This is a genomic window from Streptomyces sp. NPDC041968 (genome assembly GCF_055589025.1).
In genome coordinates this window covers 44,335-66,736 of sequence record NZ_JBVJCB010000010.1, presented here as the reverse complement: position 1 = coordinate 66,736, position 22,402 = coordinate 44,335, and the positions used below count along the sequence as shown (strand labels likewise).

Below are 22,402 nucleotides of genomic sequence, written 5' to 3'. Positions count from 1 at the left end.
GGCGCCCGGTCAGCGGACGACGTCGAACACGTTCTTCTGCAGGCCGTTGGCGTAGGCCTCGTACTCGACCAGCTTCAGCCTCTGTGCGTCCTTGTCCGTGGCGCTGAACAGCCGCTTGCCCGCGCCGAGCAGCACCGGGAAGACGAGCAGGTGGTAGCGGTCGATCAGGCCGGCGTCCGACAGGCCGTGGTTGAGCGTGGCACTGCCGTGGACGATGATCGGGCCGCCCTCGGTCTCCTTGAGCGCGGCGACCTCGTCGAGCGAGCGCAGGATCGTGGTCTCGTTCCAGTCCGTGACCAGTGCGTCCTCGGAGAGGGTGGAGGAGACGACGTACTTCGGCATCGCCTTGTACCCGGTGAACTCCTCCATGCCCGGCCACACCTTGCTGAACGCCTCGTAGCTCACCCGGCCCAGCAGCAACGCGGTGGCCTCGCCCTGCTCGCGGCCCTTGATGTCGTACGCCTCGGGGAGGAAGTCCACGTGCTCGACGGTCCACCCGGAGTTCCGGTAGCCGGGCTCGCCGCCGGGGGCTTCCATCACGCCGTCGAGCGAGACGAAGGCGGTGCTGATCAGGGTACGCATGTGAGGTCCTCGGGGTCTGGTGTGCGGCTGCTGCAACTCTGACCGACGGTGGCGGGGAAACTCATCGCAAACTCATCGCTCGTCGCGACACATCCTGCACCGTTCGTACCGCCCGCGGGGCGTCGGCCGTCCCCGACCATGTCGTCGTCACGGTGACCCCGGTGATCCTCCTCAGCGCGTCCTCGGCCGCCTCCACCACGTGGCGCACCGGGTCGGTGAGGATGGAGGGCCCGTCGGCCGAACCGAGGACGCAGAGATGTGCTGGAGCGCGGAGGCCGACCTGGTCGCGGGTGCCGGGATCGCCGCCGTCGGAGTGGCCTGCGTGGTGCGGGCGGGCCGGGCCCGTGACCTTCCGCTGGCCGCGCTGCCCCTGCTGCTCGGCGTGCACCAGATGGTCGAGGCGGCGGTCTGGGCCTCGGACGGCGGCACCGGTCCGGCCACCCTGGCCTGGACCGTCATCGCCCTTCCCCTGCTCGCGCTGTGGCTGCCTGCGGGGGTGCTCTGCGCCGTCCCGCCCGGTGCGCGGCGCCGGCTGCTCGTGCCACTGGCCGTGGGAGCCGTGACGGCGACGGTGCTCGCCTACGTGCTGGCCACCCGTCCGGTGCTGGCGGAGGTCCGCGGTCGCACCGTCGGCTACGTGGTGAACCTGCCGCACGCCCAACTGCTGGTCGCGGGCTACCTGGTGGCCACGGTCGGCTCCCTGCTGCTGTCCGGTGACCGCGGCCTGCGCCGGCTGGGGGCGGTCATCGCCGCGGGGGCGCTGGTCTGCTGGGGGCTGTGGCGGCTGGAGTTCGTCTCCACCTGGTGCGCCTTCGCCGCGGTGTGCTCGGTGGTCCTCCTCGGCTGGGTGAACGGGCGCCGGACGAGACCGGCCGTCCGCCCCTCGTGACGGGACGTCACGGGCCGGGCCGGGACGTGCCGTGCCGTGACCCGTTCCCCGTGCCGGGATCAGCGGCCCCGCAGCGCGTCCAGCGCCTGAAGCGCCACGTGGAGTTCGGTGCGCTGCGCACCGGACTCCAGGTCGCGGCCGAGGAGCCGTTCGATCGCGCGCAGCCGTTGGTAGACCGTCTCACGGGACAGACCGCCGGCGCGGGCGGCGGCGGTCTTGTTGCCGGCGGCGTCCAGGTACCCGCGCAGGGTCGCCAGGAGGCGCGTGCCGTGCCGGGCGTCGTGGTCGAGGAGCGGCCCCAGCTGCCGCTCCGCGTACTCCTGGACGCGGGGGTCGTCGCGGAGCGCGAACAGCAGTCGGCGCAGGCCGATGTCGCACCGTTCGTGGAAGGAGCGGTCCGGCGGGAGCGCCTGGCCGGGCTCGGTGGCCTCCGCCACCCTGGTCGCCTCCCGGAACGAGCGGGGCACGCCGGCCAGGTCGGAGGCCGGAGTGCCGACGCTCACGGCGGTGCCCGGGGCCGGGTCGAGCGCGGCGCGGCTCAGCCGCTCCACCACCGGCCGCCAGGGCTGCGACGGACGCAGCGCCAGGAGCACCCCGAGGCGGGTCGGGGCGAGGAGGCCGACGAGCGCCGGGGCGCCCGTGACGCCCACCTCCCGCGAGAGGCGGTCCTCGGTCCGCGCGGTGTCCCGCGCCGCCGGCACGTCCACGACCGCGGCGACGAAGCGGGAGTCCCGCGTGGGCAGCCCCAGGGCCGTGATCCGGGCGTGCGCCTCAGCGGGGGAGCGGTAGCGCTGCTCCACCAGATCGCGCAGGGCGCCGCGGTGCGCCGTGCGCTCCCAGGACGTGGGGTGGGTGAGGCGGGCGATGGTGAGGGCCATCGCCGTCCGCTCCAGCACGGTGACGTCCTCGGGCCCGAAGTCCGGCGCCGGGACGGTACCGGACGGGCCGGGGAGCATGGCCACGCGTCCCCACCGCTCGCCCCGGTACTCCACCGGGGCCACGAGCCACCCCTCGGGGCCGCGGACACCCACCTCGCCCGCGTCGTTCTCGCCGTCCTCGCCGTCCTCGCCGTCCTCGCGGACGGTGGCCCGGGAGCGCCGCTCCCAGTCGGCGAGCGCGGATTCCGCCGGGCCGCCCGAGACCGCGCAGAGCAGCGCCCGGTGGACCAGGTTCTCCAGCACGACCGTGCGTCCGCTCGTCTCCGCCGCGACGCGCAGCAGCTCCTCGGGGCCGGCACCCCGCAGGGTGAGGGCGGTGAACGCCTCGTGGACACGCTGCGTCCTGCGCATCGCGTCCGCCTGGTTGCCGAGGAGCAGGGTGTGGACGACCTGGGTGACCTCCAGGAAGTTGACGTCCCTGGCGAGCGTGACCAGGGGCAGACCGCGTGCCCGGCAGGCGAGCACGAGGGCGTCGGGCGGCCGGTGGTAGCGGCGGACGAGTTCGAGGACCAGGGCCGCGGCACCGACGGCGGCGAGTTCGTCCACGTAACGGCGCACCCCGGCGGGGTCGTCGGGCAGGGGCATGCCGGTGGTGAGGACGAGTTCGCCGCCCTTGAGGAAGGAGGCGGGGTCGGTCAGTTCGGTGATGTGGACCCAGCGGACCGGGCGGTCGACCCCGTCCGGTCCGGTCACCACCCGGGGGCGCCCCCCGGCCAGGACCGGCAGCGCCAGCACGTCGGCCACGGTGAGCGGACGGCCCTCGGGGGCCGGGGCCCTGCGCTGGTTCTCGCTCACGGTGCCTCCCTGCGCCCCCGTCACTGTGACAAGCCGTTGCTGACCTGCGCAAGGGCGCCGGTGCGGCGGACGGGGCGCACACCAGCGGCGTGACGGGGACGGAGCGGTTGACACATCGTCCGGATACCGCCCCCCGGCCGGACAGATCACGCGTTGCCGGTCCCCGGGCCGAGGGAAGGCTCGGGACGCCGCAGCAGACCGACGAGCAGGCCGGGAGACGAGCATGACCGCACTGTCGCCGCACCTTCGCCAGGCCACGCCCGTGGTGGCCGTCCGGGGCGAGGGCGTCCACCTCCACGGCGAGGACGGCCGCCGCTATCTGGACTTCACCGCCGGCATCGGCGTCACCAGCACCGGGCACTGCCACCCCAGGGTCGTGGCCGCCGCCCGGGAACAGGTGGGCACCCTGATCCACGGCCAGTACACGACCGTCATGCACCAGCCGCTGCGGCGCCTCGTCGACCGGCTCGGCGAGGTCCTGCCCGCCGGCCTGGACAGCCTCTTCTTCACCAACTCCGGCAGCGAGGCGGTGGAGGCGGCGCTGCGACTGGCGCGCCAGGCCACCGGCCGGCCCAACGTGCTGGTGTGCCACGGGGGCTTCCACGGACGGACGGTGGCCGCCGCCTCCATGACCACCTCCGGCACCCGCTTCCGGTCCGGTTTCTCCCCGCTGATGAGCGGCGTGGTCGTCACCCCCTTCCCGACGGCCTTCCGCTACGGCTGGGACGAGGAGACCGCCACCCGCTTCGCCCTCCAGGAACTCGACTACACCCTCCAGACCGTCTCCTCGCCCGCCGACACCGCTGCCGTCATCGTCGAACCGGTGCTCGGCGAGGGCGGATACGTGCCCGCGACCCGCGCCTTCATGGAAGGCCTGCGGGAACGGGCGGACCGGCACGGCTTCCTGCTGGTGCTGGACGAGGTGCAGACCGGCGTGGGCCGCACCGGCCGCTTCTGGGGCCACGAGCACTTCGGCGTCGCCCCTGACATCCTCGTCACCGCCAAGGGGCTGGCCAGCGGGTTCCCGTTGTCCGCCATCGCCGCCCCCGACGAGCTGATGCGCAGGGCCTGGCCGGGCTCGCAGGGCGGCACCTACGGCGCCAACGCGGTGGCCTGCGCGGCGGCCTGCGCCACGCTCGACGTCGTCCGGGACGAGAAGCTCGTCGAGAACGCCGAGGCGATGGGCGCGCGGCTGCGCGCGGGGCTGGAGACGGTCGCCGCCCGCACGCCGGCCATCGGGGACGTGCGGGGCACGGGGCTGATGCTGGCCAGCGAGTTCGTCACCGAGGACGGCGGCCCGGACCCGGAGACCGCCGCGCGGGTCCAGCGGGCCGCCGTCGACGAAGGGCTGCTGCTGCTGCTCTGCGGGGCCTGGAACCAGGTGGTGCGGATGATCCCGGCCCTGGTGATCGACGAGTCCGCCGTCGACGACGGACTCCGGGCCTGGTCGGCCGCCGTCCAGGCCGGCACCTCGGGACCGGTGGACCGGTGAACCCGGAAGGCGGGGGCGCCGTGACCGGCACACCGACGCGGCTCCTCATCGGCGGGACCTGGACGGACGCCGCCGACGGCGCCACCCTGCCGGTGGACGACCCGGCCACCGGCGAGATCCTCGGCCGGGTCGCCGACGCCGGCCCCAAGGACGCCCGGCTCGCCGAGGACGCGGCGGTGCGGGCGCAGGAGGGGTGGGCCGGCACGGCACCCCGGGCCCGCGGCGAGATCCTGCGCCGCGCGCACGAGATCCTCCTCGACCGCGCCGAGGCGTTCGCCCGGCTGATGACCTCCGAGATGGGCAAACCCCTGGCGGAGGCCAGGGGAGAGGTGGCCTACGCCGCCGAGTTCCTCCGGTGGTTCTCGGAGGAGGCCGTGCGCGTCGACGGCGACCACGGCGTCCTCCCCGACGGACGCCACCGCATGCTGCTCTCCCGGCGTCCCGTCGGGCCCTGCCTGCTGATCACCCCGTGGAACTTCCCGCTGGCCATGGGCGCCCGCAAGCTCGGCCCGGCGCTCGCGGCCGGCTGCACGACGGTGCTCAAACCGGCGCCGCAGACCCCGCTCTCCAGCCTCGCCCTCGCCGCGGTCCTCCAGGAGGCCGGGCTGCCGGACGGGGTGCTCAACGTCGTCACCACCTCCCGGGCGGGGGAGGTCTGCGAGCCGCTCCTGCGCGGCGGACGCATCCGCAAGCTGTCCTTCACCGGCTCCACCCAGGTCGGCCGCCTCCTGCTCGCCCAGTGCGCCGACACGGTCGTGCGCGCCTCGATGGAGCTGGGCGGCAACGCTCCCTTCATCGTCTTCGACGACGCCGACCTGGACGTGGCCGTGGACGGCGCGATGATCGCCAAGATGCGCAACATGGGCGAGGCGTGCACCGCCGCGAACCGCTTCTTCGTCCACCGGTCGGTGGCCGAGGAGTTCGCGCGGCGCCTCGCCCGGCGGATGGCGGCGCTCGTCGTCGGGCCCGGCACCCGGGACGGGGTCGACGTGGGCCCGCTCATCGACGCCGCCGGGCGGGCCAAGGTGGAGGACCTGGTGGCCGACGCGGTGGAGCGAGGCGCCCGGCTCCTCGTCGGAGGCCGTACGCCCGAGGGCCCCGGCTGGTTCTATCCCCCCACGGTCCTCACCGACGTCCGTCCGGACAACCGTCTGACGAGCACGGAGATCTTCGGCCCCGTGGCGGCCATCCTCACCTTCGACGACGAGGACGAGGTCGTACGGCGCGCCAACGACACCCCCTGGGGGCTCGTCGGCTACGTCTTCACCGAGGGCCTCGCCCGGGCCCTGCGCGTCAGCGAACGACTGGAGGCCGGCATGGTCGGCCTCAACACCGGCCTCGTCTCCAACCCGGCCGCGCCCTTCGGCGGTGTCAAGCAGTCCGGGCTCGGCCGCGAGGGCGGAAAGGCGGGCATCGAGGAGTTCCTGGAGTACCAGTACGTCGCGATCCCGATGCGGTGACCACCCCGGCTTTGCATGGTCATGCGTCATCATGCATACTCTTCCTATGTCCAAGGTCCTCACCTCCCTTCCCACCGGCGAGCGCGTCGGTATCGCCTTCTCGGGCGGCCTCGACACCTCGGTCGCGGTCGCGTGGATGCGTGACAAGGGCGCCGTCCCCTGCACGTACACCGCCGACATCGGCCAGTACGACGAGCCCGACATCGCCTCGGTGCCCGACCGCGCCCGGACCTACGGCGCCGAGATCGCGCGCCTGGTCGACTGCCGCGCGGCGCTGGTCGAGGAGGGCCTGGCCGCGCTCACCTGCGGGGCGTTCCATATCCGCTCGGGCGGGCGCGCCTACTTCAACACCACGCCGCTGGGCCGTGCCGTCACGGGCACGCTGCTGGTCCGCGCGATGCTCGAGGACGACGTCCAGATCTGGGGTGACGGCTCCACGTTCAAGGGCAACGACATCGAGCGGTTCTATCGGTACGGGCTGCTCGCCAACCCGCAGCTGAGGATCTACAAGCCCTGGCTGGACGCGGACTTCGTGACCGAGCTGGGCGGCCGCAAGGAGATGTCGGAGTGGCTCCTCGCCCACGACCTCCCCTACCGGGACTCGACGGAGAAGGCGTACTCCACCGACGCCAACATCTGGGGCGCCACCCACGAGGCCAAGACCCTCGAACACCTCGACACCGGCGTGGAGACCGTGGAGCCCATCATGGGCGTCCGGTTCTGGGACCCGTCGGTCGAGATCGCCGCCGAGGACGTCACGATCGGCTTCGACCAGGGCCGCCCGGTGACGGTCAACGGCAAGGAGTTCGCCTCCCCCGTCGACCTGGTGATGGAGGCCAACGCCATCGGCGGCCGGCACGGCATGGGCATGTCCGACCAGATCGAGAACCGGATCATCGAGGCCAAGAGCCGCGGTATCTACGAGGCCCCGGGCATGGCCCTGCTGCACGCGGCGTACGAGCGCCTCGTCAACGCCATCCACAACGAGGACACCCTCGCCCAGTACCACAGCGAGGGGCGGCGGCTGGGCCGGCTGATGTACGAGGGCCGCTGGCTCGACCCGCAGTCGCTGATGATCCGGGAGTCCCTGCAGCGCTGGGTCGGCTCGGCGGTCACCGGCGAGGTCACGCTGCGGCTGCGGCGCGGTGAGGACTACTCGATCCTCGACACCACGGGCCCGGCGTTCAGCTACCACCCGGACAAGCTGTCCATGGAGCGCACCGAGGACTCCGCGTTCGGGCCGGTGGACCGGATCGGCCAGCTCACCATGCGCAACCTCGACATCGCCGACTCCCGCGCCAAGCTGGAGCAGTACGCCGGCCTCGGCCTGATCGGCAGCGCCAACCCCGCCATCGGCGCGGCCCAGGCCGCGGCGACCGGGCTGATCGGCGCCATGCCGGAGGGCGGCGCCGAGGCCATCGCCTCCCGCGGCGAGGTCTCCGGTGACGACGAGCTGCTCGACCGCGCCGCCATGGAGTTCGGCACGGACTGACCGAGGCCCCCTGGAGGGTTCCTCGACCGGCAAGGGCCGGCCCGACACCTGAGGGTGTCGGGCCGGCCCTTCTGTTTCTCGTGTCGGTACACGACTTGCGTTCGATGCGAGCTTCCCGCATCGCTCCCTCCGTCATACGACGTCCTCTTCCCAGCTCACCGCATACGCAAGGAGTGAGCAAGTCATGCAAGCGTCTTACGGCCCCAAATCCGTCACAGCGGGGACCGTTGACAAAGCGGTGACGCGCTAGAAATCTGATGACGCGCTTTCCGCAAAGAATCGACTGTCCTGCTCAATTGGCGCGCATGGTCGGTGTCCTCCCTGTCTCACCGGCCTGTCGTGCTCCACGCCTCCCCACGGAACATGAGGACCCCCATGAGATGGAGATCCCCTGGCCGACGGCCGCTGACGGGCGCCGTCGTGGCCGGGCTGATGACGGTCGGGCTGCTCCCGCTGCCGTTCGCGGCCACCGCCCGGGCCGCGACACCCGCGGCCGACGTCAACCTCGCCCTCGGCCGCCCGGCCACGGCGGGCGGCTCGCACGGCGCCTACCCGGCCGGCAACACCACCGACGGCATCCAGGCGACCTACTGGGAGGGCCCGGCCGGTTCCTTCCCGCAGTGGGTGCAGGTCGACCTCGGCAGCACCCGTGAGGTCGACCGGGTGGTCCTCAAACTGCCCACCGGCTGGGAGAGCCGCACCCAGAGCCTCTCCCTCCGGGGCAGCACCGACGGTTCCACCTTCCGCACGCTGGCCGCATCGGCCGCGCGTGCCTTCAACCCGGGCCAGGCCAACACGGTCGCCATCGACCTCGCCGCAGCGTCCGACGCCCGCTACGTCCGCGTCGACGTCACCGGCAACACCGGGTGGAACGCGGCCCAGCTGTCCGAGCTGGAGGTGTACGGCGAGGACGTCGACACCGGCCCGCCGCCCACCGGCACCAACCTCGCCCGCAACAAGCCCGTCGAAGCCACCTCGACCACCCAGAACTACGTCGCCGCCAACGCCACCGACGACTCCACCTCCACCTACTGGGAGGCCGCCGGCCAGCCCGCCGACCTCACCGTCAAACTCGGCGCCGACGCGGACGTCAGCGGCGTCGTCGTCAAGCTGAACCCGGACGCCGCGTGGGGCGCCCGCACCCAGGGCATCCAGGTCCTCGGCCGCAGGCAGGGTGCGAGCGACTTCACCTCGCTGCGTGCCCGCGCCGACTACTCCTTCAGCCCCGGCACCGGCAACACGGTGAGCATCCCCGTCACCGCCCAGGTGGCCGACGTACGGCTGCGGTTCTTCTCCAACACCGGCGCCGGCGGCGGCCAGGTCGCCGAGTTCCAGGTCGTCGGCACCGCCGCCCCCGCGCCCGACCTCACGGTCACCGGCCTCGCCTGGACGCCGGCCGCGCCCAGCGAGCGCGACGCGGTCACCGTGAACACCACGGTGCGCAACGCCGGTACCGCGCGCTCGGCCGCCACCACCACCGAGGTCACCGTCGAGGGCGCGGTCGCGGGCAGCGCCGCCGTCCCCGCGCTCGACCCCGGCCAGTCCGCCCAGGTCGCCGTCTCCACCGGCACCCACCCCGCCGGCAGCTACTCGGTGGGCGCCGTGGTCGACCCCCGCGGGACCGTCGCCGAGCTGGACGACACCAACAACAGCCGCACCGCCGCGAACAGGCTGGTCGTCGACCGGGCACCGGGCCCCGACCTGGAGGTCACCTCCCTCACCACCAACCCGGCCGCCCCGGCCGTGGGCGCCCAGGTCTTCTTCACCGTCGCCGTGCACAACCGCGGCACCAGCGCCGCCGCCGCGGGCTCGGTGACCCGTGTCCAGGCGGGCTCCACCACCCTCAACGGCACCACCGGTCAGATCGCGGCCGGCGCCACGGTCAACGTGCCGGTCAGCGGCACCTGGACGGCGACCGGCGGCGGCGTCACGCTGACCGCGACCGCCGACGCCACGGGCGTCGTCGCCGAGACCAACGAGAACAACAACGTGCTCGCCAAGTCCCTCGTCGTCGGCCGCGGCGCCGCCGTGCCCTACACCGAGTACGAGGCCGAGGACGGCCGCACCAACGGCACCCTGGTCACCGCCGACGCCGAACGCACCTTCGGGCACACCAACTTCGGCACCGAGTCCTCGGGCCGCAAGTCGGTCCGGCTCAACTCGACCGGTCAGTACGTCGAGTTCACCTCGACCACGTCCACCAACTCCATCGTGGTCCGCAACTCCATCCCCGACGCACCCGGCGGCGGCGGAACGGAAGCCACCCTCAGCCTCTACGCCGACGGCGCCTTCGTGCAGAAGCTGACCCTGTCGTCCAAGCACAGCTGGCTGTACGGCACCACCGACGATCCCGAGGGCCTCACCAACCGGCCCGGCGGCGACGCGCGGCGGCTCTTCGACGAGTCCCACGCCCTGCTGAACCGGACCTTCCCGCAGGGCACCCAGTTCCGCCTCCAACGGGACGCGGGCGACACCGCCGCCTACTACGTCGTCGACCTGATCGACCTGGAGCAGGTCGCGCCGGCCGCGGCCAAGCCGGCCAACTGCACCTCCATCACCGCGTACGGAGCCGTCCCCGGTGACGGGATCGACGACACCGACGCCATCCAGCGGGCCGTCACCGACGACCAGAACGGACGGATCGACTGCGTGTGGATCCCCGCCGGACAGTGGCGCCAGGAGCAGAAGATCCTCACCGACGACCCGCAGAACCGCGGCCAGTACAACCAGGTGGGCATCCGCGACGTCACCGTCCGCGGCGCCGGCATGTGGCACTCGCAGCTCTACACCCTGACCCCGCCGCACGAGGCCGGTGGCATCAACCACCCGCACGAGGGCAACTTCGGCTTCGACATCGACGACAACACGAAGATCTCCGACATCGCCATCTTCGGCTCGGGCACCATCCGCGGCGGCGACGGCAACCATGAGGGCGGCGTCGGCCTCAACGGCCGCTTCGGCAAGAACACCAAGATCAGCAACGTGTGGATCGAGCACGCCAACGTCGGCGTCTGGGCCGGCCGCGACTACTCCAACATCCCCGAACTGTGGGGCCCCGGTGACGGCCTGGAGTTCACCGGCATGCGCATCCGGGACACCTACGCCGACGGCATCAACTTCGCCAACGGCACCCGCAACTCCACGGTGCACAACTCGTCCTTCCGCAACACCGGCGACGACGCGCTCGCCGTGTGGGCCAGCAAGTACGTGAAGGACACCTCGGTGGACGTCGGCCACGACAACCACTTCCGCAACAACACGATCCAGCTACCCTGGCGGGCCAACGGCATCGCGGTGTACGGCGGTTACGGCAACACCATCGAGAACAACGTCATCTCCGACACCATGAACTACCCCGGCATCATGCTCGCCACCGACCACGACCCGCTGCCCTTCTCCGGGCAGACCCTCATCGCGGGCAACGCCCTGCACCGCACGGGCGGCGCCTTCTGGAACGAGGACCAGGAGTTCGGAGCCATCACCCTCTTCGCCCAGGGCCAGGACATCCCGGGCGTGACCATCAGGGACACCGAGATCCTCGACTCGACCTACGACGGCATCCAGTTCAAGACGGGGGGCGGCGCGATGCCGGACGTGAAGATCCAGAACGTCCGCATCGACAGGTCCAACAACGGCTCCGGCATCCTCGCGATGAGCGGCGCCCGCGGCAGCGCGACGCTGACGAACGTCACCATCACCAACTCGCGGGACGGCGACGTCCTGATCGAGCCGGGCTCCCAGTTCAAGATCAATCAGTAGGAGGGTCCACCCGTACCGGTAGAGGACCAACCAGGAGGGGACCGACCCCCTGACCGCCCGGCGACGCGGAGCGCCTCCGCGTCGCCGGGCGCCTGGGTGTCAGGGCCCCGGCGTGCGGGTCGTGCCGGTACCGCCCAGCCGGTCCGGGGACCGCCGTACGGGCACGCTGGTGTCGTCCCGCAGGCGCTCCGCGTTCAGCTCCTCCACGGCACCGAGCGCGTCGCCGATCGTCGCGTAGTCCACCGCCACGAAGTTGACCGGTCTGCCGCGCCGCAGCTCACAGGCGTGCGCCCGCTCCAGCACCCGCTGCCGGGAGTTGACGACCCCGGCGTCCAGCCGCCGTCCGCCGCCGGCCGTGACGAAGTGGTTGAGCAGGAACAGCCGCTTGTCGCTCCCGCCCCGGTTCGGCAGGCAGGACATCTCGTCCGGGCTGCGGAAGGCGAACGGCGTCTCCATGCCGTACCGGTAGAAGTTCCGGTACCACGGCGCGGGACCGTCGGCCTTCTCCGCGAAGACGACCAGTCGCCGTCCGCTGTCGATCATGTCCTTGAGCCTGGGCCACGGGCGGTCCGGGTCCGCGTCCGGCTCGTACAGCAGGTCGGACAGCCCGGCCCGTTCGAAGGCGCCCTGGCTCACCACGGAACCGACACCGTCCTGCAGGACCAGGGTGACGACCTCCGTGGGGTGGGCGCGCAGCCAGTCACCGATCTGCCGCAGCGTGGGCACCAGGTCGAGGGCCCCGGCGCCGCACACCGAGTGGCACAGCCACAGACCGGGGTGGGGAGGATTCACCCGCTCCAGGATCCGGGTGAGCCGCCGCCGCAGTTCCGGCGAGAAGTCCGAGCTGCTCAGCCGGTCCGCGACCTCCTCGGGCCGCTCCCAGCGGTGCGTGTCGAGAAGCAGGACCCGGACCCCGGCGTCCAACTGGCCGACGATGTCCGGGTCCTGGAGGGGGCCGATGAACCGGTCCGCCGTCGTGGCCATCGCGTTGTGCGACGCGAGCTGGGCGATCTCGTCGTAGCGGGCGTCGCACAGCTCGGCACTGCCCTGGCAGAGGCGCGGGGACGAGCCGGTGATCGCCACCGGAGCGACCATGGTGCCGACGAGCGCGCAGGCCGTGACCGCGAAGGTCAGGGTGGGGCCGTGCCGCGGATCGGTGAGGACCGGCATGCCGGGCCGGGTCTGCCAGACCCAGCTGACGGTGATCAGCAGCGCTCCGGCGGCGAGCAGGATCACCGCCACGACGGTGGCGGTGGTCACGAGCCGGTCGACGGCCGCGGCCTGGACGTCGCCCAGCAGGTCCGACGCGGACGGGGGCCAGGACGAGGGGGAACCGAACAACGCGTTCCCGAGGACGAGGCGCAGCAGGAGCACGGTCAGGGCCATCAGCGCGGCGGCGGCGGCCGGCACCCAGCCCAGCGGCATCAGCCGGCGCCTGGCGGGGGACGGCGTCGAGAGCCACAGCAGGGTGAGCGCGGCGGCGCAGAGCACCGCGGCCGCCGGCTCCACCACCTCCTGGAAGAGGCGGGTGACGGACCGGGCCCGGTCCACCGCGGCCGGCGCCTCGTGCGTGGGGTCGATGTCGACGGTGACGATCCAGGTGCCCTGCCGCGCCTCCCGCAGCAGCTCCGTCGCGGTCGCCCGGACCTGGTCGTTCAGGGCGACCGGCGCGATCGCGGCCAGGGCGGAGGCCACGTCCCCCCGGTCCAGCGCCGTCTGCACGGTGGGGCCGAGGCCGGCGCGGGCGGCGGCCGGCACCAGGCGCATCAGCGCGTCCGTGGCCTCGACCGCCTGACCGTGGGAGAGCGGCAGGGACGGCAGGCCCTCCAGGGGCGCCTCGCCGGCCACCACCTGCGCGGCCAGTTCGGACAGGCGCTGCACGAAGGCCTGGAAGTCGGGTTCGGAGCGCTGCTGGAGGGCGGCGACCGCCTCACCGAAGTAGGCCTGGCTGAGCCGCTCGACGTTGGCGACGACGGGTTCCAGGTCGACCGTGACCCGCAGCCGGTCGCGGTCGCCCTCCAGGTAGTGGATCACCTCGGCGATCTGCCGGTCCGTCATGACCCGCAGCGTCTCCGGCGGGATCACGACCTTGAGGTTCGAGGTGATGGTCGACTGCGGGACCGGCAACCGGTCCAGCAGGTCGCTGGTCAGCGGCGTACTGCCCGGGTCGACCAGCACCTCGTCGTAGAACCGCTGGTAGGCCCGTTCGTCCTCCAGCACCTGGCCGTAGAACTCCGGGTCGAGCACGGTGCTGCGCACCACGGCCGCCGCGGCCAGCACGGTCGTGCTCAGCACCGCCACGCACCAGATCAGCACCCGGGCCCACGGGGAGCGCCGAACCAGTCCGTCCATGGCCCCATTCTCGTTCCGGCCGACCGTCGTGCGACACGGCGTTCACGGGAACGCCACCCCACTCGTGCCCCGGGCCGCGAGGCTGATGCGACGACGGGGGCGATGGGACACCCTGTCCCACCGCCCCCGGGCGACTCGGCCCTGCTCCGATCCGATCAGACCGCCGGGGCCGGGTAGGTCGGGTACTCCACCCCGGAGACGTGCTGCACGACGCGGACGACCTGGCAGGAGTAGCCGAACTCGTTGTCGTACCAGAGGTAGAGGATCGCGTTGTCGCCGTCGACCTTGGTGGCTCCGGCGTCGACGATCGACGCGTGGCGCGAGCCCACGAAGTCCATCGAGACGGCGTCGGGAGCCGTGGTGAAGTCGATCTGGCGCTTCAGCGGCGAGTGCAGCGACACGTCGCGCAGGTACTCCAGGACCTCCTCGCGCGTGGTCTCGCGGCCGAGGCGCAGGCTCAGGATCGCGATCGACACGTCCGGGACGGGAACGCGGATCGAGCTGCCGGTGATCGGCGCCTTGAGGTCCGGCAGCGCCTTGGCGACGGCCGAGGCGGCCCCGGTCTCGGTGATCACCATGTTGAGCGGCGCGGAGCGGCCGCGGCGGTCGGCCTTGTGGTAGTTGTCCAGGAGGTTCTGGTCGTTCGTGAACGAGTGGACGGTCTCCACGTGGCCGCGCAGCACGCCGTACTCGTCGTCCATGGCCTTCAGCGGCGGGACGATCGCGTTGGTGGTGCAGGAGGCACAGGACAGGACGCGCTCGTCCGGCTTCACCGTCTCGTGGTTGACACCGTGCACGATGTTCGGCACGTCGCCCTTGCCGGGCGCGGTCAGGACGACCTTGTCGATGCCGGGGCGCAGGTGCTGGGAGAGGCCCTCGCGGTCGCGCCACTTGCCGGTGTTGTCGATCAGGATGGCGTTGTCGATGCCGTACGCCGTGTAGTCGACCTCGGAGGGGTCGTCGGCGTAGATCACCTTGATCGTGTTGCCGTTGGCGACGATCGAGCCGGTCGCCTCGTCGACGGTGATGGTGCCCTGGAACTGGCCGTGGATGGAGTCGCGGCGCAGCAGCGAGGCGCGCTTGACGATGTCCTCGGCGGCCCGCTCGCCGCCGCCGCCGCGCACGACGATGGCGCGCAGTCGCAGCCCGTTGCCGGAACCGGCCTTCTCGATGAGGAGGCGGGCGACGAGGCGGCCGATGCGGCCGAAGCCGTAGAGGACGACGTCGCGTCCGTCGCGGCGCTCGATCTTGTTCTCGCCGATCGCGCCGGCGACGGCCTCGGCGGTGAACTCCGCCACCGTCAGACCGCGTCCGTCGGTCTTGTAGTCGGCGGCCAGCATGCCGATGTCGATCTGCGACGGGCCGAGGTCGAGCGTGGTGAGCGTCTGGAGGAAGGGGAGCGTCTCGGTGACCGACAGCTCCGCGCCGGCGATCTGCCGGGCGAAGCGGTGGGTCTTGAGGATGCTGACCACCGACTTGTTCACCAGGGAGCGGCTGTGGAGGAGGACGGTGACGTCCTGCTCCCGGTGCAGCTTCCCGATGATCGGGATCATCGACTCCGCGATCTCCTCGCGGTTCTTCCAGCTGGTGAACGAGTCGTCATTGACAGTCACAAGTTTGTCTTTCGAGCTAGGCGGCGCTCATATGCTAACCCGACCGCACTTCTGATCGATCAAGTGGGCCCCCTCGTGATCAGATGATCGCCTCCGGCGCCGGACGGGGTGCCGGACAGGATTGCCGCGGGAGCGATCGGGTACGCGAGCCTGAACCGCCCCGTGACGGATCATCGGGGCGGGTCCACCACCGCCGCGACCAGGGACCTGCCATGGAAACACCCGCGAACGACAACTCCGTCTCGCCCGCCCAGCGGGCACTGGACACACTCGCCCAGAACACCGAGGACACGGCGGCCCTCGACACGCTCGCCGGCAGCGACGTCCTCGTCCCGGTGCCGGACGACGCGAACGACCAGGACGCCGCCGACCCGGGGATGCTGGCTCTGCCGGTGCTGGAACAGCAGGGCGGCCGTCAGGTGGTGCCCGTGTTCACCTCGGAGCTGGAGATGGCGGACCTGCTGCCGTACGTCTCCCGCTACCGGATGGTGCCGCTGGGCGCCCTCGCCGCGCAGTGGCCGGCCGACGACCTGTCGCTGTCCATCGACGCCGGCTCGGAACACCGCCTCACGCTCACGTCGGACGGCGTGCGCACCCTGCTGGCCCGCCCCTGAGGGCGAGCCCGTACTACGCGTCGCCGAGCATGCGGGCCAGTACGGCCCGCTGCAGCGGCAGTACCTCGGCGTGCAGTGCGCGCCCGCTGCGGGTCAGGGTCACGTAGACACCGCGCCGGTCCTCCGCGCACATCGAGCGTTCCACCAGCCCGTCCTTCTCCAGCCGGGCGATGAGCCGGGACAGGGCGCTCTGGCTCAGGTGGACCCGGCCGACCAGGTTCTGCACCCGGCACTGGGCGCCCTCCTCGGGCCCCTCGGTCGCGAGGACGTCGAGCACCTCGAAGTCGCTCGCGCCCAGACCGTGGGGGTGCAGGGCACGGTCGATCTCGCACATCGTGCGGGCGTGCACGGAAAGGATCTCCCGCCACCGTTCCTCGAGCCGCGCACCGGCCGTCGTGACTGCCATACCTGCACGGTAGCACCGGAACGGCGGTTCGTTGACGGTGCACATTGTGCGCGTGCAAGGACCGGACGGCAGGGCGCCGCACCGACCCGGCGCTAGGCTGGCCCTGCTCACGAACCGGGGACGTCCACTGCCCCGCGAGCAGGAGACGTACGACCATGACAGCCCCGATCCCCGAAGGTTCCGACGGCGCCCGAGCCACCGCCGCCCCCGTGCGGCCGCGGTGGCGCGCGCAGGCGCCGGTCCTCGCGGTCGTGGCCCTCGGCGGCGCCGTCGGCGCCGGTGCGCGGTACGGGGCCTCCCTCTGGTGGCCGACCCGGGCCGGCGGCTTCCCCTGGACGACCTTCTGCGTCAACGTCGTCGGCTGTGCCGTGATCGGCGCGTTCATGGTGCTCGTCACCGAGGTGTGGACCGCCCACCGCCTGGTCCGGCCCTTCTTCGCTACGGGGGTGCTCGGCGGCTTCACCACCTTCTCGACCTACGCCGTGGACGGCCGGCACCTGCTCGCCGCCGACCAGGCCCGCACCGCCCTGGCCTACGTGGCGGCGACCCCGCTCGCCGCGCTCACGGCGGTGTGGGCCGCCGCATGGGCGACGCGCCGCGCCCTGAAGGGCACCCGTACCGGAACCGGGCACACGGGCACGCGGGGCGGGGAGCCGTCGTGAACTGGCTGCTGGTCGTCGCGGGCGCCATGGTCGGCGCCCCCCTGCGCTACCTCACCGACCTCGCGGTGCGGTCCCGGTACGCGGACTTCCCCTGGGGCACCCTTGTGGTGAACGTCGTGGGCAGCCTCGTCCTCGGCCTGCTGACCGGCGCGGCGCTCGCCGGAGCCGCGGGTCCCCGCCTGCAACTGCTGCTCGGCACCGGGCTGTGCGGGGCCCTCACCACGTACTCGACCTTCTCCTGGGAGACCCTCCGGCTCGCCGAGACCGGCGCCCGCCCGCGGGCGGTGGCCAACGTGGTGGTGAGTGTGGCGGCCGGCCTCGGCGCGGCGTACGCGGGGGTGACGCTGGCCGACGCGCTCTGGGCGTGACGCCCGGCGCCGGCCCGCGTGTAGTAGGACTGGCCCCTCCGCCCCTGCCGTCCGCGAGTCCGCCCGCCCCGAGCAGAACTGGATCCCATGAGCGCCATCAGCATCGGCCAGGCCGTCGTCCTCGGAGCCGTGGAAGGGGTGACCGAGTTCCTGCCGGTCTCCTCCACCGGCCACCTCAAGATCGTCGAAGGGCTGATGGGCATCCCCGTCGACGACGACGCCGTCGTCGGCTTCTCGGCGGTCATCCAGGTCGGGGCGATCGCCGCGGTGCTCGTGTACTTCCGCAAGGACATCGCGCGGATCGTCTCCGCGTGGCTGCGCGGCCTGGCCGACCGGGAGGAGCGCTACCACCACGACTACAAGTTCGCCTGGTGGGTCATCTGCGCGACGATCCCGATCGTGCTGGTCGGCCTGGCCGCCAGGCCGCTGATCAAGGGCCCGCTCGCCTCGCTGTGGGTGGTCGCGGGCTCCCTGATCGTCGGCAGCGGCGTGATGTGGGCGGCGGACCGGACGGGACGGCACAAGCGGGGCGAGGACGACACCTCGTTCAAGGACGCGATGCTGGTCGGCGGCTCCCAGATCCTCGCCCTGCTCTTCCCGGGCTTCTCCCGCTCCGGCGCCACCATGTCCACCGCCCTGATGCTCGACCTCGACCGGCTGGCCGCCACGCGGCTCTCCTTCTTCCTCGGCATCCCGGCCCTGACCGGTGCCGGCGTGTACGAGCTGAAGGACGCCCTGGGCACCGGGGCCGGCGCCGCCCCCCTGGCGGTCGGCACCCTCGTCTCCTTCGTGGTCGCCTACGCCTCCATCGCCTGGCTCCTGAAGTACGTCGCCAAGCACACCTTCAACGCCTTCGTCGTCTACCGGATCGTGGTCGGCGTTCTGCTGTTCGCGCTGCTCGGCGCGGGCGTGCTGCACAGCTGAGCGTCGCGCGTCACCCGCCGACCCCTGGCACCGGGGGGCGTCAGTGCCCGTCGCGCAGCGGTTCCCCGACGCTGCGCAGGTGCCGCAGCGCCTCACGGTGCGAGGCGAGCAGTCCCGTCTGGTGGTACGGGACGCCCAGCTCGGCGCAGTACCGCTCGGTGATCACCTGGGCCTTGCCCAGGGCGGGCGTCGGCATGCTCGGGAAGAGGTGGTGCTCGATCTGGTAGTTGAGGCCGCCCATGAAGGCGTCGACGAGCACCCCGCCCCGCACGTTGCGGGAGGTGAGGACCTGGCGGCGCAGGAAGTCGAGCCGCATGCCCTCCTCGATCATCGGCATGCCCTTGTGGTTGGGCGCGAAGACCGAGCCCAGGTAGATGCCGAACAGTCCCTGGTGCACGGCTATGAAGGCGAGTGCCTTGCCGGGGGAGAGGACCGTGAACAGGCCGCCGAAGTAGAGGGCGAAATGGGCGACGAGCAGCGTGCCCTCCAGGACCGGCCGTTTCATGGACGGACCGCGCAGGGCCCTGAAGCTGCTGAAGCTCAGGTTGAGTCCCTCCAGCGTCAGCAGCGGGAAGAAGAGGGCGGCCTGATGCCTGCCCACGAACCGGGGAAGCCCCTTGGCCCGGCTCGCCTGGCGCCGTGACCAGACCAGGATGTCGGGGGAGACGTCCGGGTCCTTCTCCTCGTGGTTGGGGTTGGCGTGGTGGCGGGTGTGCTTGTTCATCCACCAGCCGTAGCTCATCCCGAGCAGCAGGTTCGCCACCAGCAGACCACCGGCCTCGCTGGGACGGCGGCGCGAGAAGACCTGCCGGTGGGCGAGATCGTGCGCGGCCAGTCCGAGCTGGCCGAAGACGACGGCCAGCGCCACCGCGACGAGCAGCTGGCTCCAGCTGTCCCCCAGCACGACCAGAGCGGCGACACCGCCCGCCAGCGCGAGCGCCACGGCACCGAAACGCAGCGTGTAGTACAGCGGACGCCGCCGCAGCAGCCCCGCGTCGGCCACGCGCCTGGACAGCTCGGAGAAGTCGCTCCCCTTCTCGCGTCCCTTGTCCTGCTCCCGCGGGGGAAGGCTCTCGATGAGCACCGTTGAATTCGCCATGCCCATCAGTATGTGAACGGGGGCCGGGCCGCAGAATGACGGCTGCCCCCGGAGCAGGGTGTGGCTGGCACCACCCCCCACCCTGTGGTCCGCCCCTGGCGGGAGCGGCCCGGCCCACCGGACGGGCGGGGGAGGGGGCGTCAGGTACCGCGCGTCCGGACGAGCTTGAGCCGCAGGACGAGCGCCACAACGCCGGCGCCGAGCCCGGCCACCCCCACGATCGCGCCGGTCTCCCGCCAGCCCGGGTCGTGGCGTGCCGGCCGTGCGGCCGCGGCCGCCGCGGGCACGGCCTCCGGACCGGGTCGCGGCCGGGTACCGCCGGCGGTCAACGAGCCCACCGGGACGACGCGTCCGGACGCCTCGAAGCCCCAGTCGAGCAACGAGCGGGCCTCCTCGTACACGGCGTGGCCGCCGCCCTCCTGAGGGTTCATCACGGTCACCACCAGGGTCCGTCCGTCCCGGCGGGCGGCGGCGACCAGCGTGTTGCCTGCGTTGCTGGTGTAGCCGTTCTTGATACCGATCAGCCCCGGGTACGGCTCCACGCCGTCCTCGCCGGTGAGCAGCCGGTTGGTGTTCCGGATCCCGTAGGCGTCCCCGTTCCGGCCGGGGAACATGGCCTCGACCTTGGCGCAGTACCTCGCGAAATCGGGATTGCGCAGCCCCGCCCGGCCGAAGAGGGCCAGGTCGTACGCCGACGACACCTGGCCCGGCGCGTCGTAGCCGTCGGGTGAGCGCACGTGGGTGTCCCGGGCGCCGAGCGCACGGGCCTCGGCCTGCATCCGGGCCGCCGTGGCGTCCCAGCCGCCGGTGAGCGAGGCGAGGACGTGCACGGCGTCGTTCCCGGAGTTGAGAAAGACGCCGTTCCACAGGTCGGACACCTGGTACGTGTGGCCCTCGACGACCCCGACCAGGCTGCTGCCCGGACCGATGCCGGTCAGTTCGTCCCCGCGCACCTCGTGCCGGATGCCGCCCGGCAGGGCCGGCAGCACCGTGAGGGCGAACAGCGTCTTCAGCGTGCTGGCCGGCGGCAGCCTGCGATGGGCGTCGTGCGCCGCCAGGACGTCACCGGAGTCGGCGTCGGCCACCACCCAGGACAGCGCGGAGACATCGGGGACCCCGGGTGCCCCGGGGCGGGGCCGGACCTGCGTGCCGGAGCGGTACAGCAGCGACGGCTGGGCCGCCGACCGTGCCCCGCCGGGCGGACCGGGGTCCGGGCGCCCCGCACGGGCGGCCGCGGCGGCGGGCATGAGCGTCAGCAGCCCTGCCACACAGAGCACACAGGTGGAGCGAACCGCCCGAGATGAGAATCCGATAGTCATACCGCAAACGTAGGAATGGCCCCCCGGGTCGCCACGCTGACCGGGCCGAGTCGCCTCCGGAAGCACCCGGATGCCACAGGTGGGGCCGCGCGGGTCCGCTCGGTGCGGCCGGCGTCAGTCGGCGGGCAGGGTCGGCTGGACCTGCCGCAGGAACGTGGCGTTGTCCGGCGTCCGGCGCAGCCGCTCCAGCAGTGTCTCCAGGCCGGAGTGTCCGTCCCGGGACCCGAGGACCCGTCGCAGCCCCCGCACGGTGGTCGACTCGGGGGCCGAGAGCAGCAGTTCCTCGCGGCGGGTGCCGGAGCCGGTCACGTCGACGGCCGGGAAGACCCGGCGGTCGGCGAGCTCCCGGCTCAGCCGCAGCTCCATGTTGCCGGTGCTCTTGAGTTCCTCGAAGAAGAAGTCGTCGGCCCGCGACCCGGTCTCCACCAGGGCGGTGGCGAGGATGGTGAGCGAGCCGCCCTCCTCGGCCGCCCGGGCGGCGCCGAAGAACCGCTTGGGCCCGATCAGTGCCCCGGCGTCGACACCGCCGCTGAGGGTGCGGCCGCTGGAGGAGGCGGCGTTGTTGTGCGCCCTGCACAGCCGGGTGAGGGAGTCGAGGAGGACGACGACGTCCTCGCCGGCCTCGACGAGCCGTTTGGCCCGCTCGATCACCAGGTCGGCGAGGGCGATGTGCTGCTTGGCGCTCCGGTCGAAGGTCGAGGAGTACACCTCGCCGCGCACCGCCCGCCGCATGTCGGTGACCTCCTCGGGCCGTTCGTCGAGCAGCACCACCATCAGGTGGGAGCCGGGGTGGTTGCCGGCGACCGCGGCGGCGATCTGCTGGAGGAGGACGGTCTTGCCGGTCTTCGGCGGCGCCACGATCAGGCCCCGCTGGCCCTTGCCGACCGGGGCGACGAGATCGGCGACCCGTCCGGTGAGGCCGGCCGCCGGGTGTTCGAGGCGCAGGCGCTCGTGCGGGTGCAGCGGTGTCAGGTCGTGGAAGTGCCGCCGGGTCCGCCGGTCGGGTGTGCGACCGCCGACCCGGACGACCTCGGACAAGGTGCGCCGGTCGCCGCCTACGCCCTCCACCAGGTCGCCCTTGCGCAGGCCGTGGCGCCGGATCAGCGCGGGGGAGAGGGTGAGGTCGGCCGGCTCGGCCTGGAGGCTCCGGCCCCGCAGGTGACCCCTCCCGCTCGCGTCGATGTCGAGGACACCGCTCGCGATCTCGGCCGGGGCGTGCTGGGCAGGAGGCTTCTCGAGTGTGGTGGTCATGGTGTTCGGTCCTTTCGAGGACACGGGCATGGGACGTGCGGAAGGGAGGGGGAAGCCGCGCGAGGGGTCGGTCGACACGCCTCGGGACGGCGGGGAACAGCACCTCGGACACAGCGGGGAGAAGGCTTCGCTGACGAGGTGGCTGAGAAGCGGACGCGCCGGTCACGACGGGACGGGCGGGTCGGCAAACCGAAGGGAACTGGCACCGGCGCCCCAGCGGGGCGTACACAAGTGCTGACGGAACTGTACCACGCGGCAGGACGCGGGGGGGGGGGGGGGGGGGGGGGGGAGGGGGAGGGGGGGGGGGAGGGGGGGGGGGGGGGGGGGGGGTGGGTGGGGGGGGGGGGGGTGTGTGGGGTACGTCCTGACTTCCCGTGTTCTTTGTTT

The 22,402-nt window shown here is 72.5% G+C and carries 17 protein-coding genes; 9 read left to right on the top strand and 8 right to left on the bottom strand.

Annotated features, from left to right (window positions below):
• Positions 1-9: 9 nt before the first annotated feature.
• Positions 10-582, bottom strand: coding sequence for a dihydrofolate reductase family protein (locus ACZ6EG_RS24050; protein WP_391969173.1), 573 nt, complete (start codon positions 580-582; stop codon positions 10-12).
• Between the two features lie 256 nt (positions 583-838).
• Between ACZ6EG_RS24050 and ACZ6EG_RS24045 the strand changes: the two genes are divergently transcribed.
• Positions 839-1,471, top strand: coding sequence for a DUF6629 family protein (locus ACZ6EG_RS24045; RefSeq protein ID WP_391969172.1), 633 nt, complete (start codon positions 839-841; stop codon positions 1,469-1,471).
• A 59-nt stretch (positions 1,472-1,530) separates the two neighbouring features.
• On the opposite strand, the gene ACZ6EG_RS24040 is transcribed toward ACZ6EG_RS24045, so the two are convergent.
• Positions 1,531-3,204: a PucR family transcriptional regulator gene (locus ACZ6EG_RS24040; protein WP_469607434.1), complete on the bottom strand. Its 1,674-nt coding sequence runs from the start codon at positions 3,202-3,204 to the stop codon at positions 1,531-1,533.
• A 223-nt stretch (positions 3,205-3,427) separates the two neighbouring features.
• Between ACZ6EG_RS24040 and ACZ6EG_RS24035 the strand changes: the two genes are divergently transcribed.
• The 4 genes from ACZ6EG_RS24035 to ACZ6EG_RS24020 all read left to right on the top strand — a co-directional run bounded on the left by ACZ6EG_RS24035 (position 3,428) and on the right by ACZ6EG_RS24020 (position 11,407).
• Positions 3,428-4,696: an aspartate aminotransferase family protein gene (locus tag ACZ6EG_RS24035; protein WP_391969170.1), complete on the top strand. Its 1,269-nt coding sequence runs from the start codon at positions 3,428-3,430 to the stop codon at positions 4,694-4,696.
• A 20-nt stretch (positions 4,697-4,716) separates the two neighbouring features.
• Complete coding sequence (locus tag ACZ6EG_RS24030; RefSeq protein WP_469607430.1) at positions 4,717-6,156, top strand: NAD-dependent succinate-semialdehyde dehydrogenase; 1,440 nt, start codon at positions 4,717-4,719, stop codon at positions 6,154-6,156.
• 46 nt (positions 6,157-6,202) lie between these two features.
• A complete protein-coding gene (argG, locus tag ACZ6EG_RS24025; protein ID WP_361010619.1) occupies positions 6,203-7,648 on the top strand; it encodes an argininosuccinate synthase in 1,446 nt (481 codons plus the stop codon).
• Between the two features lie 375 nt (positions 7,649-8,023).
• Complete coding sequence (locus ACZ6EG_RS24020) at positions 8,024-11,407, top strand: CARDB domain-containing protein (RefSeq protein WP_469607426.1); 3,384 nt, start codon at positions 8,024-8,026, stop codon at positions 11,405-11,407.
• 99 nt (positions 11,408-11,506) lie between these two features.
• Here the strand turns inward: ACZ6EG_RS24020 and ACZ6EG_RS24015 are convergent, their stop codons facing one another.
• Together ACZ6EG_RS24015 and ACZ6EG_RS24010 are read right to left on the bottom strand one after the other, a co-directional pair.
• Positions 11,507-13,759, bottom strand: a complete 2,253-nt coding sequence (locus tag ACZ6EG_RS24015) for a phosphoinositide-specific phospholipase C-related protein (protein ID WP_391969167.1) — start codon at positions 13,757-13,759, stop codon at positions 11,507-11,509.
• Between the two features lie 155 nt (positions 13,760-13,914).
• Complete coding sequence (locus ACZ6EG_RS24010; protein ID WP_469607423.1) at positions 13,915-15,372, bottom strand: glyceraldehyde-3-phosphate dehydrogenase; 1,458 nt, start codon at positions 15,370-15,372, stop codon at positions 13,915-13,917.
• A 212-nt stretch (positions 15,373-15,584) separates the two neighbouring features.
• Between ACZ6EG_RS24010 and ACZ6EG_RS24005 the strand changes: the two genes are divergently transcribed.
• Positions 15,585-15,986, top strand: coding sequence for an SseB family protein (locus tag ACZ6EG_RS24005; protein WP_391969165.1), 402 nt, complete (start codon positions 15,585-15,587; stop codon positions 15,984-15,986).
• 13 nt (positions 15,987-15,999) lie between these two features.
• On the opposite strand, the gene ACZ6EG_RS24000 is transcribed toward ACZ6EG_RS24005, so the two are convergent.
• Positions 16,000-16,392, bottom strand: a complete 393-nt coding sequence (locus ACZ6EG_RS24000) for a MarR family winged helix-turn-helix transcriptional regulator (protein WP_391969164.1) — start codon at positions 16,390-16,392, stop codon at positions 16,000-16,002.
• Positions 16,393-16,547: 155 nt separating this feature from the next.
• Between ACZ6EG_RS24000 and crcB (ACZ6EG_RS23995) the strand changes: the two genes are divergently transcribed.
• From crcB (ACZ6EG_RS23995) to ACZ6EG_RS23985, 3 genes are all read left to right on the top strand, one after another.
• Positions 16,548-17,054, top strand: coding sequence for a fluoride efflux transporter CrcB (gene crcB, locus ACZ6EG_RS23995; RefSeq protein WP_469607419.1), 507 nt, complete (start codon positions 16,548-16,550; stop codon positions 17,052-17,054).
• Positions 17,051-17,422 carry a fluoride efflux transporter CrcB gene (gene crcB / locus ACZ6EG_RS23990; protein ID WP_356610048.1) on the top strand — a complete coding sequence of 124 codons (372 nt, stop codon included), beginning with the start codon at positions 17,051-17,053 and terminating at the stop codon, positions 17,420-17,422. Before crcB (ACZ6EG_RS23995) ends, crcB (ACZ6EG_RS23990) begins: the two co-directional genes overlap by 4 nt.
• Before the next feature lie 87 nt (positions 17,423-17,509).
• The gene (locus ACZ6EG_RS23985) at positions 17,510-18,346 is read left to right on the top strand and encodes an undecaprenyl-diphosphate phosphatase (protein ID WP_469607415.1); all 837 of its coding nucleotides are present in this window, start codon (positions 17,510-17,512) and stop codon (positions 18,344-18,346) included.
• Positions 18,347-18,386: 40 nt separating this feature from the next.
• On the opposite strand, the gene ACZ6EG_RS23980 is transcribed toward ACZ6EG_RS23985, so the two are convergent.
• The 3 genes from ACZ6EG_RS23980 to rho form a co-directional block, all read right to left on the bottom strand.
• The gene (locus tag ACZ6EG_RS23980; RefSeq protein ID WP_391969160.1) at positions 18,387-19,445 is read right to left on the bottom strand and encodes a fatty acid desaturase family protein; all 1,059 of its coding nucleotides are present in this window, start codon (positions 19,443-19,445) and stop codon (positions 18,387-18,389) included.
• Between the two features lie 140 nt (positions 19,446-19,585).
• Entirely contained in the window at positions 19,586-20,764 is a 1,179-nt protein-coding gene (locus ACZ6EG_RS23975; RefSeq protein WP_469607412.1) for a D-alanyl-D-alanine carboxypeptidase family protein, read from the bottom strand.
• A 114-nt stretch (positions 20,765-20,878) separates the two neighbouring features.
• Complete coding sequence (gene rho, locus ACZ6EG_RS23970) at positions 20,879-22,015, bottom strand: transcription termination factor Rho (protein ID WP_469607409.1); 1,137 nt, start codon at positions 22,013-22,015, stop codon at positions 20,879-20,881.
• Between the last annotated feature and the right edge of the window lie 387 nt (positions 22,016-22,402).

Excerpts from the sequence above, each read along its gene's own strand:
- ACZ6EG_RS23975 (WP_469607412.1), bottom strand. The coding sequence starts at position 20,764 with ATGACTATCGGATTCTCATCTCGGGCGGTTCGCTCCACCTGTGTGCTC.
- ACZ6EG_RS24020 (WP_469607426.1), top strand. The coding sequence starts at position 8,024 with ATGAGATGGAGATCCCCTGGCCGACGGCCGCTGACGGGCGCCGTCGTG.
- ACZ6EG_RS24050 (WP_391969173.1), bottom strand. The coding sequence starts at position 582 with ATGCGTACCCTGATCAGCACCGCCTTCGTCTCGCTCGACGGCGTGATG.
- argG (WP_361010619.1), top strand. The coding sequence starts at position 6,203 with ATGTCCAAGGTCCTCACCTCCCTTCCCACCGGCGAGCGCGTCGGTATC.
- ACZ6EG_RS23985 (WP_469607415.1), top strand. The coding sequence starts at position 17,510 with ATGAGCGCCATCAGCATCGGCCAGGCCGTCGTCCTCGGAGCCGTGGAA.
- ACZ6EG_RS23980 (WP_391969160.1), bottom strand. The coding sequence starts at position 19,445 with ATGGCGAATTCAACGGTGCTCATCGAGAGCCTTCCCCCGCGGGAGCAG.
- ACZ6EG_RS24035 (WP_391969170.1), top strand. The coding sequence starts at position 3,428 with ATGACCGCACTGTCGCCGCACCTTCGCCAGGCCACGCCCGTGGTGGCC.
- ACZ6EG_RS24005 (WP_391969165.1), top strand. The coding sequence starts at position 15,585 with ATGGAAACACCCGCGAACGACAACTCCGTCTCGCCCGCCCAGCGGGCA.
- crcB (WP_469607419.1), top strand. The coding sequence starts at position 16,548 with ATGACAGCCCCGATCCCCGAAGGTTCCGACGGCGCCCGAGCCACCGCC.
- rho (WP_469607409.1), bottom strand. The coding sequence starts at position 22,015 with ATGACCACCACACTCGAGAAGCCTCCTGCCCAGCACGCCCCGGCCGAG.
- ACZ6EG_RS24045 (WP_391969172.1), top strand. The coding sequence starts at position 839 with ATGTGCTGGAGCGCGGAGGCCGACCTGGTCGCGGGTGCCGGGATCGCC.
- ACZ6EG_RS24015 (WP_391969167.1), bottom strand. The coding sequence starts at position 13,759 with ATGGACGGACTGGTTCGGCGCTCCCCGTGGGCCCGGGTGCTGATCTGG.
- ACZ6EG_RS24000 (WP_391969164.1), bottom strand. The coding sequence starts at position 16,392 with ATGGCAGTCACGACGGCCGGTGCGCGGCTCGAGGAACGGTGGCGGGAG.